The sequence below is a fragment of the Pontibacillus yanchengensis Y32 genome (assembly GCF_000770635.1).
GTDB classification, from domain to species: Bacteria; Bacillota; Bacilli; order Bacillales; family BH030062; genus Pontibacillus; species Pontibacillus yanchengensis.
On the sequence record NZ_AVBF01000008.1, the window covers coordinates 60,620 to 73,195 of the forward strand.

Annotated in this window: 13 protein-coding genes; 5 read left to right on the forward strand and 8 right to left on the reverse strand. The window is 41.3% G+C overall.

Features of this window, described 5'->3' with window-relative positions:
- Positions 1–12 precede the first annotated feature (12 nt).
- Together N782_RS04790 and N782_RS04795 are read left to right on the forward strand one after the other, a co-directional pair.
- On the forward strand, positions 13–1,194 hold the full coding sequence (locus N782_RS04790) for a saccharopine dehydrogenase family protein (protein ID WP_036816805.1): 1,182 nt from the start codon (positions 13–15) through the stop codon (positions 1,192–1,194).
- A 69-nt stretch (positions 1,195–1,263) separates the two neighbouring features.
- Positions 1,264–2,058, forward strand: coding sequence for a DeoR/GlpR family DNA-binding transcription regulator (locus N782_RS04795; RefSeq protein WP_036816807.1), 795 nt, complete (start codon positions 1,264–1,266; stop codon positions 2,056–2,058).
- 44 nt (positions 2,059–2,102) lie between these two features.
- On the opposite strand, the gene N782_RS04800 is transcribed toward N782_RS04795, so the two are convergent.
- A complete protein-coding gene (locus N782_RS04800) occupies positions 2,103–2,321 on the reverse strand; it encodes a hypothetical protein (protein WP_036816810.1) in 219 nt (72 codons plus the stop codon).
- A gap of 196 nt (positions 2,322–2,517) precedes the next feature.
- Between N782_RS04800 and N782_RS04805 the strand changes: the two genes are divergently transcribed.
- Both N782_RS04805 and N782_RS04810 read left to right on the forward strand, forming a co-directional pair.
- Positions 2,518–3,849, forward strand: coding sequence for a cytochrome ubiquinol oxidase subunit I (locus N782_RS04805; protein ID WP_036816812.1), 1,332 nt, complete (start codon positions 2,518–2,520; stop codon positions 3,847–3,849).
- A gap of 6 nt (positions 3,850–3,855) precedes the next feature.
- Positions 3,856–4,881 carry a cytochrome d ubiquinol oxidase subunit II gene (locus tag N782_RS04810; RefSeq protein WP_036816814.1) on the forward strand — a complete coding sequence of 342 codons (1,026 nt, stop codon included), beginning with the start codon at positions 3,856–3,858 and terminating at the stop codon, positions 4,879–4,881.
- Positions 4,882–5,207: 326 nt separating this feature from the next.
- Here N782_RS04810 and N782_RS04815 read toward each other — a convergent pair whose 3' ends face one another.
- The 7 genes from N782_RS04815 to N782_RS04845 all read right to left on the reverse strand — a co-directional run bounded on the left by N782_RS04815 (position 5,208) and on the right by N782_RS04845 (position 10,293).
- A complete protein-coding gene (locus tag N782_RS04815) occupies positions 5,208–5,846 on the reverse strand; it encodes a hypothetical protein (RefSeq protein WP_036816817.1) in 639 nt (212 codons plus the stop codon).
- Positions 5,843–6,040 (reverse strand): SE1561 family protein, encoded by a 198-nt coding sequence (locus tag N782_RS04820; protein WP_036816818.1) that lies wholly within the window; start codon positions 6,038–6,040, stop codon positions 5,843–5,845. The genes N782_RS04815 and N782_RS04820 overlap by 4 nt, the downstream gene beginning before the upstream one ends.
- Before the next feature lie 300 nt (positions 6,041–6,340).
- A complete protein-coding gene (locus N782_RS04825; protein WP_036816821.1) occupies positions 6,341–7,060 on the reverse strand; it encodes a 5-formyltetrahydrofolate cyclo-ligase in 720 nt (239 codons plus the stop codon).
- A gap of 15 nt (positions 7,061–7,075) precedes the next feature.
- Positions 7,076–7,867 carry a TerC family protein gene (locus N782_RS04830; RefSeq protein WP_036816823.1) on the reverse strand — a complete coding sequence of 264 codons (792 nt, stop codon included), beginning with the start codon at positions 7,865–7,867 and terminating at the stop codon, positions 7,076–7,078.
- Positions 7,868–8,116: 249 nt separating this feature from the next.
- Positions 8,117–8,629: an LURP-one-related family protein gene (locus N782_RS04835; RefSeq protein ID WP_036816826.1), complete on the reverse strand. Its 513-nt coding sequence runs from the start codon at positions 8,627–8,629 to the stop codon at positions 8,117–8,119.
- Positions 8,630–8,710: 81 nt separating this feature from the next.
- Complete coding sequence (locus tag N782_RS04840; RefSeq protein WP_420805576.1) at positions 8,711–9,535, reverse strand: DUF817 domain-containing protein; 825 nt, start codon at positions 9,533–9,535, stop codon at positions 8,711–8,713.
- On the reverse strand, positions 9,535–10,293 hold the full coding sequence (locus tag N782_RS04845; protein ID WP_036816828.1) for a MurR/RpiR family transcriptional regulator: 759 nt from the start codon (positions 10,291–10,293) through the stop codon (positions 9,535–9,537). The genes N782_RS04840 and N782_RS04845 overlap by 1 nt, the downstream gene beginning before the upstream one ends.
- A gap of 197 nt (positions 10,294–10,490) precedes the next feature.
- Here N782_RS04845 and N782_RS04850 point away from each other — a divergent pair, with 197 nt between their 5' ends.
- Positions 10,491–12,461, forward strand: a complete 1,971-nt coding sequence (locus tag N782_RS04850) for a fructose-specific PTS transporter subunit EIIC (RefSeq protein ID WP_036816831.1) — start codon at positions 10,491–10,493, stop codon at positions 12,459–12,461.
- Positions 12,462–12,576: the final 115 nt, after the last annotated feature.

Below are 12,576 nucleotides of genomic sequence, written 5' to 3' on the forward strand. Positions count from 1 at the left end.
GGAGGGGCCATCATGAAAGTTTTTTGTTTAGGTGGTGCTGGTAAAATTGCAAGAGAAGCTATATTGGACCTAGTTCAATATAGCTCCTTCACTCACATAACAGTGGGAGACTATAACGTGGAAGAAGCTAAACGAGTAGCGGAGTGGTTAGATGACGAACGAGTGGACGTCCAATTCGTAGATGTAAGGGACTTTGAGAAAACGGTGGAAAAGTTGAAGCCCTATGACATCGTGATGGATGGAACAACCATAACGTTGAATGGTCTATCCACTAAATGCATTGCAGCAGCGAATTGCCATGGTGTTAATTTAAACGGTTTTGGGGAAGAGAACGCTTCTCATGCCTTGTTCCAACAAAATGGTAAAACGTGTGTAGCAGGATTTGGCATGACCCCTGGTGTTACGCAAATGATGGCGATGCATGCAGCGAATCAACTAGATACTGTCGAGAGTATTCGCGTTAGCCATGGATCTTTTCGCCCGATTGCCTTTTCAAAATCGATTACAGAAACGACCACGTATGAATACAATCCTGATTTACCAAGTCGTGTTGTTTTTGAAAAAGGAGAATTTATTCAAGTACCACCTTTTGCTCGTCCAAGAGAGATTGACCTACCAGAACCTTTTGGAAAAACGGAGCAATATATTATCCCTCACGCAGAAACCGTTACACTTGCTGAGGCCTTAGAACATAAGGATCTTCAACTCGTAGAAGTCCGTGGTACATGGCCTGAGCCAAACATGAGATTGATGAAAGCTTTATATGAGTATGGGTTTACTAGAAATGATACGATTACAGTAAACAATCAAGAAGTTGGAATTCTAGATTGCATTAGTGACTATCTAGGAAATTCTCAAGAAGGACAAACTACAAACCTATACGGTTACGCCCTTCATGTTGAGGTAATTGGTCAAAAAGATGAGCATACAAAGCAGCACATCCTTACCCATACACATCCTCTTTCAGATGGTTCTGTGGAAGGATGGGAGAATCTTCGTGCCTACACGAGAAACGTTGGCATTCCAATGGCTATTGCTGCTGAATTAATTGCTCAAGGACATGTGAACGAAACAGGAGTCGTGATTCCGGAATACGCATTCTCACCAAATGATATTTTTACCGAACTTACTAAAAGAAGCATCGCTATCCACGAAGATGTAAACCAGATAAAAGAGAAATACACTGTATCGTAGCCTACTATCATGTAGGCTTCATACGTTACACTATCACTAGGATGAAAGAGTTTTGGAGGAGGAACTGGTTTGTCATTAGTTGCAGAAGAACGTAAACGAGAAATAATACATCTATTAGAACAACAAGGGAAAGTAAAAGTTAGTGAACTAGCCGAGAGACTAAATGTATCTACTGAAACGATACGTAGACACTTAGATGATTTAGAGCATGAGAGCAAATTAAAGAAAGTCTACGGAGGTGCCATTAAACTACAGGTGCAGACCGAACCTCCCCATTATGAACGTTCTTCCATTCGAATGGAAGAAAAGCAGACGATTGGCAAGTTAGCGGCCCAACAAGTGCGTGACCACGATGTCATTGTTATTGATGAAGGAAGCACGCCACTGCAAATGATTCCTTTCTTAACCGATAAAACCAATCTAACAATTATGACGTGCTCTGTTCCTGCTCTTAATACACTCATTGACTATACAAAAAAACAGCTAATCGATGCGCGCGTTATCTTTATAGGCGGTGAAGTCAGTGCAGAACATTTACGGGTATCAGGTCCAATTGCAGAGAAAATGATGGAGGATTTCTTTGTAAACAAAGCATTTATTGCAACAGATGGCGTAGCACTCGATCATGGCGCAACTAGTTATGATCCAAACAAAGCCCTGTTCACGAGAAAATTAATTGAACACGCAGAGGAAGCATTCATTCTTGCCGACCACTCCAAAATCGGCATTCGCACCTATGCCAAAATGGCAAATCTAGACCAAATCAGCGCAGTCATAAGCGACATTGACTCACCAGGCGAATGGCAGCACACCCTTACACGCTTTCAAACTGAATGGATTTCCCCTAAAGCTGAGGAGAGCTAACATGCCCTCAGCTTTTTTGTTGTTTATGCTCGCTTTAATTCCTCTTATGCTCGCTTTGAACCGCTTTTGCTCGCTTCTATTCCTCTTATGCTCGCTTCGAACCACTTTTTGCTCGCTTCCACCCCTCTTATGCTCGCTTCGAACCGCTTTTTGCTCACTTCCATCCCTCTTATGCTCGCTTCGAATTGCTTTTGCTCGCTTCCATTACATATACTCGACATGATTTTCCATTCCCACCGTTCTCCCTCCTCCGACCAAATCATCCACCCCCCTCTTCACCATAATGCCTCAACCTCACTCCCCCTTTTTCCAAGACTACATTGTTCAAATTTTCACAATTAAACTTTCATACCCTCTCCGTGAAACTAAACCTCCCAAAGTTTGTGCATAATTTCTTCCTTTTTCGGGATAAATAGGGTAGATGTGTTTCACATGAAACAAAGACCGAGGTGAAAAATGTTGGATACTGTCGTACTTGCTCGAGCGTTGTTTGGATCATCGCTTGGATTTCACATTATTTACGCTACGCTTGGAGTGGGCATTCCACTCATGATCATCATTGCAGAAGTGATGTATCTAATAAAAAAGGACGAAGATTATTCCATTATGGCGAAACGATGGACGAAAGGGTTCGCCATTTTACTGGCAGTAGCCATTGCATCAGGAACCATCGTCGGTGTTCTACTGTCGTTACTATTCCCAGGATTTATGGAAATGGTAGGACAGGTTATTGCATTACCTTTCCAGATTGAAATTTTCGCCTTCCTCATAGAGGCTGTATTTATGTCGATTTACTTATATGCTGCTGACCGACTTCCTACCTGGCTACGGCTTGTGAGCATAGTCTCTGTAGCCATTGGTGCTGTAGGGTCTGCCATATTAATAACAGATGCTCATGCTTGGATGAACACTCCTGCCGGCTTTGAGATGACAGCGTCTGGTGAGATCACTAATGTCGATCCTTGGGCAGCATTCTTCAATCCTAGCTTTTTCATAACAGCTCTGCATGTTTCTGTTTCTGCTTATATGACGGTTGCGTTTATCATCGCATCATTAGCAGCAGCACGTCTTTTACGAAAAGGATTATCCAACGAGGAACGCAACTATCATAAAAAAAGCCTTACCATCGGAATTTATTTAGGCGCTGTTATGTCACTCGTTACAGCCATTAACGGCCACGAGACTGCACAAATGCTACATGATTATAATCCTAGAAAATTAGCAGCAGCAGAAGGTCTATTCGAAACGACAAGATATGCTCCCTTAAGTGTAGGAGGTTGGACGTCTCGTGAGGATCAGGAAGTAAAATACGCTATTGAAATTCCGTATGCCTTAAGCTTCTTAGCCGGGGACCGATTCGATACAGAAGTAAAAGGATTAAATGAGTATCCAGAAGAATTGTGGCCACCATTATACGTCCATACACTATTCAATGTCATGGTCGGAATTGGGACGATGCTTATGGGGCTAGCCTTCTTAGCAATCATTTGGCGATGGGGATTTAAAAAACCGCTCCCCGGATGGATGCTTGCGTTGTTTGTTGGAGGAGGTCCTTTGGCGATGATTGCCATCGAGGCCGGCTGGTGCTTTAGCTGCATTGGTCGGCAACCATACACCATTGTCAATGTACTAAAAACAACGGACGCCGCCACTCAATCCGAGAACGTCGGTTTGCTGTTTGTTTTATTCATTTCCTTGTATGCTGTCTTATTAGTTGTGACCGCTTTTATGCTCATCTTCTATTTCAAACGGCATCCAGTTCAAGACGAACTAGCCAAAAGCGAGGTGTAGTCCATTATGGAAGAATATTTAATCGCGGTAACGATTTTATGGAGCTTTTTATTTGTGTACTCCATGCTAGGCTCATTGGATTTTGGTGCTGGCTTTTGGGCGTTGGTTTATGGCAAAAAGAAGCATACGAACGCATCAAGCATTGCCAACCGCTTTTTGTCACCCACCTGGGAGGTTACGAACGTATTTCTAGTCTTATTCGTTGTCACGCTCGTCAGCTTCTTTCCTTTTGCTACATCCATGCTAGGAACCCTGTTACTTATACCAGTTGGGTTAGGCTTAATTCTACTCACCATACGTACAACATTTATGATGTTTTCCCATTATGCCAACAAGTTTCAAGATTTACTACGTATTACGTCTGGGATAACCGGATTGCTCATACCTGCTCTGTTGGTCAGTATTCTCCCTATCACACTAGGGGGATTTGTTGTGATAGAAGATGGCTATCCTCAGTTACTGTACGGAAAGCTGTTAACTAGCCCAACGACGTACATGCATATTGCCTTTGGGATTAGTACGGAACTTTTTTTATCAGCGCTATTTCTTACCGACTATGCTAGAGAAGCAAATGATCATTCTGCTTTTGGTACCTATCGCAAACAAGCTATTTGGTTAGGCCCTCTTACGTTACTTATCGCAGTACTTACAATTTTCACAATGCCAGCTGAAGCCTCCTGGCTAGTCGAAAATGTGCAAGACAATCTGTATGGTTTTGGCATGTCCATTGCCCTATTTGCAATCGGATATTCCTTGCTATTCTTTAAGCAAAAGAATGGAAAGCTAGGCTATACTCGCGCAGCCGTAACCTTCGTCATTCTGCAATACGGATTTGCCATTTATGCTTACGGGTCAGCCCATCTCCCATATATGGTGTATCCACACTTAACGATTGAAGCAGGCTTCACGAATACCAATATGTTCTATCAACTGTTAATTGGCTACATTGTCGGCTTATCGATATTAGTTCCTGCATTCATTCTCTTCTGGAGACTATTCTTGAAGGATCAACGATATTTAGAACAAAAATAAAACGCTTGTCGAGGGTGTAGAAACTCCCTCGACAAGCGTTTTTTTATTAGAAGGAAAGAAAACCGGACCAACCCCATTCTGTGGGCAGGCTAACCGGGCGCTTCCGCTTTTCGTTTGTCTAGCTCCAGCGCCCAGCGACTAGCAAACTTCCTGCCCCTCCTTACGATAAGTCAACATCGGATCGCTATCGCTCTCCGTGTTTCCTTTATCTAAAAATACCTAGAGGAAGTTCGATTAAATTCGCTACGTCACGTAGCAACATCGAACCAACCCACGTCGTGTGGGCCGCAGTTTGTACGTCGCTAAACGGGCGCTTCCGCTTTTCGTTATTCCTCTGCTTCTCGTTGTCTAGCATCGGTGATTAATAAATAAAGCAGTGCCCCAATAATTGGGATGACACCAAGCCACCACAACCGCTTCGACCGTTCATTAAGATAGTATGCATGGTGAGCTATGCCAAGCATGGATAGCAATGTGAGTACTACAAAATCAATTGTCATAACATGAACAAAGCGTGATTGCATAAAGGCCTGAGAATAAATTTGGAAATTACCAAAATAAAGTCCAAACGCCATAATTAAAATCGTTAAAAGTAATAATAAAATATAAAGTCCGCGATTAGAAAGAATGGCTTGCACCTGTTTCGGCGTACGGTTTGTTACTCTTCGTTTTTCGATATGGAATACAAAATAAGGCAAAAGACTAAACGCACCCAACACAAATGACCCCAATGCAAAAGGCCATGCCTTTATGGATGCTCGGTCATTTTCTAAAAGTAAAATGCAATACACAACGGGCCAAATGCCGAGTAAGGAAAATACAGCAATCAATAACGGATCTGTATATTGCAAGGAAAACATTTGATTCAGGAAGCTATAATCACTTTCATTAATTGGAGCTAAGAAAAGGGCATAACTTATAAATAATATCCATATTGCAAGTAGAATCGATTTCAGTTCATTCATGAATAGCCATCCTGCCAATCTTTCTTGAACCTTTCAACCTTACCCTCGAGTTCATGCATCATATGTAACAATTGATCCATGTCATCGGGCCCCACTGACTCAGCATCCATAGAATCAACCACCTGCTGTAGCATATTCATTCGATTTTTTAGATAGTCAATCTGTGAAGCTCGATTATCTGTTGCTTTTCCCATCGTTATCCCTCCTCCTATTATCTTTCCTTAATTCCATTATACTTAAAACATTTGTTATTCTGTAACAGAATATTTTACCACTTTTAGCCAATTATGTCCCATCTTAGTGGCTAGCTTACAAAATCAGTTCGTTATGGCTAGCCTCTGGAGCGACTTTATGCTATATCAGAGCGAGAATTGAATAATAGGAGCAACTTTACGAAAATTGGAGCGAGATTTCTACATCTAGAGCGACATTTGAAAATTAGGAGCGACCACCCACATCCGCGTACAAAAAGAGACTACACCTAGTGTAGCCTCTCACTCCTTACTATATTTCAAGTCCCATATATCCTGTAGAACAGGCATTTCTTCTTTCTGTTCAGCAGTCACTTCTTCCCATAGAATCCCTGATGGTTTTTCGTATGGATTCTCTACTGTAATCATGTCTTTTTCTGTCGCGATATAATCCACCGTTACATCATAAGGGTCTCTTGGAAAGTCATCTTCCACCAGTTGCAAGGAATGGATCGTTGTTACCACCGGAACGGGAGGGTTATCCAATTCTCGAATAATCGCATACTCTCGATCTGCATATCCTTCTCCTTTTCCAAGTCGACGTCCATCTTGATGAATGGCTACAGAACCTACGACGATTAAATCGATTGTAGGCATGTCTTGTAAAGGAACCTCATGTCCATACGCGTTCATATGCTTTAAGCTAGCTGCTTTCCGCTCCTCCCCTTTTGGAACATCTTCTGGATTGATTTGAATGAACCCAGCCTTTAAGCGAGGAGTAGGAATCAGCAGGATCTTTCCATCTTTTAGCACCTGTGCTCGTAACGGTAGCTGCGGAGAATCCGGATTAACCTTGATAACCCTTGCTTGTTGGTACGCATCAAGTTGCATCACAAATTCTGCAGCTGCTTCTGCTCCTTTAAAATTAGGAATTCGCCCCTTTACCGGAAAAGGAAATCTAGCTGCCTTCTCCGTTTCTAGCCTCTCCCATACTTTGTTTCGTATGACATCCTTTGTCGACATAACAAACACTCCTGCCTATACTTCTGCACTATATTGCTGATTCGACTTTTGTTTACCTGTGAAGAACCAACCAGTTACGGCAATCATCACAAGTACGGAGTAGAATACAGTTTTCCAAATCCAAGATTCAGCGAAATGGTGAGGTAGAACATGTAAGGAAGGGTGTGCTAGTACATGTACCGTTAACTTCACTCCAACCCAACCTACGATAAAGAACGCTGCTGTTTCTAAGCCTGGCTTTTGTTTTAGTAAAGCTACAAACTTATGAGCCGCAAATCGCATGATGACAATGCCAATGATTCCACCAAGTAATACAACTAGAAATTGTCCGCCATCTAGACTTCCAATCGTCGGTAATCCAGTAGCTGGTAAGGATACAGCAAGTGCTACTGCAGCCAAAATAGAGTCAACGGCGAAAGCCATATCAGCTAATTCTACCTTCAACACGGTTGCCCAAAATCCTTTTCCTTTTTTAGGTGCTGCTTCTGTAGCTTCCTCTTCTTCTTCCTCATCGTCATTCTTTTTATACCTTTTTACAAGATGATTAATAGAGATGAATAATAGATAAGCTGCTCCGATCGCCTGAACTTGCCATATATCAATTAACAACGTGATTACGAATAGCGAACCAAAACGTAAAATAAACGCTCCGGCTAAACCATAAAACAGAGCTTTCTTCCGTTTTTCTTCAGGTAAGTGCTTAACCATTACTGCCATTACTAATGCATTATCTGCTGCCAATATCCCTTCTAGCATCACTAATACTAATAATACCCAACCGTACTCCATCAATAGCTGTAATTCCATGATTCATTCTCCCCTTTTTATTCTTCCGTACAAAAAAATGACCTTTACGCTGATGGTAAAGGCCATTAAAAAAGACCCTTACACGAGTGGTGTAAAGGTCTTGCTAACAACATGAACTGTTGCCAATAAAGCCGGAGATTTCTCTCGCAATGACGACTTTATTGTATAGCTACTCCCCTTTAGGAAGAATACGTTTATTTGATTATCTTTATCATACTGTGCAAAGTAGAATAAGTCAACTACTATTTTTTAAGTAGCTGCGGCACCTGCTGCACCCCCACTAGAGTTGCGTTTTTGTATCATATTCACACCCATTATCACTGCTATTAATTCATCCTCTGCTAGTACTGATGAATGATTGGTTAAGCAAAAAGCAGGTGATTCAAAGAAGCTATCAGTCCTATTAAACTGGGCTATAACTTGTTCTTGCTCATCATGGATTTCATATTGTCTCGAAAAAGCCTCTGACTCAATGGTATATACTCCTCTTCCAAACGCCTCATACTCGAATTTTTTAGCGAAAAAAGAAAAGCGCTGCTTGACCTCTCCCACTTCTTCTTCTGTAGGTTGAGAGATCACCCACGTTCTTGAAAAGAATCGAAATCCTCCAGATAGTGTGATTTCTTCTTTTGTATTCAGTATATCGACACTTGAAGTAAAAGCACTCTTCAAATCTAGGTTGCCTATGTGATCCTTGTTTTCATTATAGATTTCTGTCATCCCTGCAGAAAAAAGAGAATCTGTAAAATAGATAGTAGACATGAAAATCCTCCCATTAACCTGTTTCTATTTCTATACGTAGGAGGGCCATTAACGTTTCACGAGAATGAACACTTTCTACTATCACATGTTCCTATCTTTAGCATGCGGAACGGGCTGATTTGCGAACCCTTCCCCCTTCACTCTTTTAAGCTGAGCCACAATGATAAAACTCACCACAACGAGCAAAAACCATGAACTAATTTTTCCAATATGTACAAGTTCCCATGTATCACCCTGATTTGGATATCGATAGCCATCTAACAATGTCGATATGTTTTCAGCAATCCAGATAAAGAACCCAATGAGAAAAAAGGATAACGTTAACGGCATCTTAAATCGCTCATGATCCACCGTGAAGTACACCATCGTTCGTAGAAAAATGACAAACAAGGCTCCAGTTAGTACCCAGCGAATATCATACACAAAGTGATGCGAAAAGAAATTAATATATATTAGCGCACCAAGAGGAATGGTCCAATACGCATGAGGCCAACGCACAATCATTAAGTCTAGCCTTCTCCATGCCTGAACCATATAACTCGCTACACTTGCATACATAAAACCGCTATACAATGGCACTCCTGCTATTTTGGAATACGCAAAGTCCGGATACGCCCAGGATCCCATATGTACTTTATAGAGTTCTAACACAAGCCCAAAAATGTGGAAGAGCGTTATTACCTTTAATTCATCCTTTGTCTCGAGTCCTGTTTTCACCATGATAATCTGAGCCATCACGCATACTAGCAGGATGAGGTCATACCTTGGCAAACCAGGGACCTGAATAGCTTTTGTGCCAGCAAGCGTCAAAAAGATAATTACTGGAAACAAAGAAGATAAGGCTTGCTGGTACCCAAAGTGCAGTAGTTTGGTAAGAGGTTGCATTTTGTCACCCTTTTTGCGCATCACATTTTTTCCTTACGTAGTTTTTGCTTTAAATATCGCTCAAATAGCACATCCATAAGAATCATCAAGGTTGACCTTGCTGACAAATCATACCCTGCGTATGTAACTCGCTGTACGTGTGCGCTAATGTTATACCGGGTGAGTGAGTTTAGTGTACTCTCTGGAGCATTGGTAATTGCTAAGGACTGTATATCCTGATGATTTAATTTATCTGCAACATGAATGAGTGTATCTGTTTCACCACTAGAAGATAGGAAGATAACAAAATCTGTTTTATTGACCCAATTTGGCAATAAATCAATCATATGTGATTCATAGATGTAAGAAGAATTGGTGTTCACTTGCATGAGTCGTTTGCTAAAATATTCCCCTAACGTTTTGGACAGACCGACTGCTACAATAATGATGCGATTAGCGTCAATCATGCTCGAACTAATCTGGTCAATGTGTTCTGTATCAAGAGAAGAAAATAACTGGTGCATATCATGTTCATACCGATCCATCGTATCTTGTTCCTGTGGTACAGATTCATATTCGAAATGGCGCAACATGTATTTCAGTTCTGCAAACCCCTCTAACCCTAACTTGTGGCACATGCGTACAATAGTTGTCGTGCTAACTGTATTGAGTGAAGCCATTTTAGTAAGAGAGAGATGTTTCGACTGTTCTATATTAGATTCTATGTAATATAATACATGCTTTTCTGCGTGTGTTAGCTTTTGAATCTCCTTGGAAAAATAATCAATTAATGCTCCCATACTATCCCTCCTTCTCGGCGTATTTTATAGAAGCATTATATCACAATTTATACAAGCTTTAATCTTCTTCAAAAGAACAGAAAGTACAAATGTACATAGAGTGTACATTCACAACCCATTTTTCTATGATACAACTATATGTAAGCGATTTTAGAAAAGGTTTTCATGAAAGATAAATATAAGTGGGGTGAACCAACATGGAATTAAAAGAGATGACAAGTAGCTCCTTAATAACCTTTGACATTACTTCAACCAAAAAGGAAGAGGTTATCTGGGAATTAACGGAAGCGCTTTATCAAGAAGGAGCCCTCTCCTCTAAAGAGGATTATTATCAAGCTGTCTTAGAGAGAGAAAAAGTATCTGCAACAGGAATGGAATCAGGTCTAGCCATTCCACACGGTAAATCAGATGCTGTAAAAGAAGCTAAATTTGCTGTAGGTAGGCTACAAAATCCTGTCGAGGACTGGGAAAGCATTGATCCTAATAACAAAGTTGAGCTTGTATTCTTACTTGCTATACCAAATACAGAATCTGGATCTACGCACCTAAACCTTTTAGCTGAATTAAGCACGCGCTTAATGGATCAAGATTATTATCAACGACTCATGCAAGCCAACAGTGCACAAGAGTTTATTACTGCACTAGATCAAACGAGTGATCAACCATCTACAGAACCACAAGAATACGATAAAACAGTTCTTGTTGTAACGGCCTGTGCAGCTGGTATCGCTCATACGTATATGGCTGCTGAAGCAATGGAGCAAGCCGGACGAAAAAAAGGTATAAAGGTTGCTTCCGAAAAACAAGGAGCAAACGGCTTAGAGGACGAGCATTCCTCATCCGTTATTAAAGAAGCAGATGCCGTTGTTTTTGCAACGGATATAGCACCAAAAGAAAAAGAACGTTTTGCAGGATTACCTTATGTTCAAGTAAGGGTTGCTGATCCTCTTAGTAACGGTGAAGAGATTTTAGACCGGGCTTTAAACAATCCGGATGGTACTGTACAAGAAGGGGAAGCTTCATCTGACTCGGCATCTTCCAGCCAGAAAAAACAAGGTGTTCTTGCTGAAATGGGACAAGCCATCTTAACTGGTATCTCCTACATGATCCCCGTCATTGTCGCAGCAGGCTTAATGATGGGAATTGCCAAGCTAGGATCTATGCCATTTGGATTAGTAAATGACATTAATGATGCAGAACGATTTGCCAATCACTCTAATGAATTATTCGTAATTCTACACCATCTGGATAAATTCGGTTATATGATCTTCCAATTTATGTACCCTATATTCGCTGCATTTACTGCTTATGCATTAGCTGACCGTGTCGGAATTGTTTCTGGTTTTATTGGTGGTATTTTTGCTGCTGGTATCCATTACCGTTTTTGGGGAATTGAAGATGGCGTTGCGTCAGGATTCTTCGGAGCTTTAATTCTCGGTTTAGCTGCTGGTTATATATCTAAGTTCCTTAATGAAAAAATTAAGCTCAATAAAAACTTCCAAGCTATGAAGCCTATGCTGATTATACCAGCTATCAGTGTTCTATCTATTTTTCTATTAAATTTCTATATTGTTGACCCAGTGTTTGGTGGCATGAATATAGCTTTACGTAACTTCATTGAATCTGCTCAGTCATCCGGTGAGATTGCATTATCCACTGTGATTGCTGCAGCAACAGCGTTTGATTTAGGCGGACCAATTAACAAGGCTGCTGGTGCCATAGCAATTGGACTAGCTTCCGATGACATATTTCCTTTAACAGCACGTGTGTTATCCATTGTTATTCCACCTATCGGACTTGGGTTGGCTACTGTATTAGACCGCTATCTAGTTGGCCGACGGGTATTTAGCCCTGACCTCCGTGTAACAGGTCAAACGTCAATTCTATTAGGATTTATTGCAATCAGTGAAGGTGCCATTCCATTTATGCTTCGTAATCCGATTATTACGATTCCGATTAACATATTAGGAGCTATTATCGGCTCTACAACCGCTGTTCTACTCGGTGCAAAGCAATGGCTTCCACTTCCAGCATTCTGGGGATGGCCTCTTGTCGAAGGTTCCATCCTTGCTTATTTACTAGGTTTAGCTGTAGGAGCACTATTCATTGCCGTATCGAATGTATTTATCCGCTTTGCTCTTATAAAACGAAACCGTATTACTATATGAACAAATGCTCAGGGCGCCCGGGTAGCGACGTATGTGCTGCGGCCCACACGACGTGGGTTGGTTCGATGTTGCTGCGTGACGCAGCGATTTTAATCGAACTTCCCCTTAACCCGTA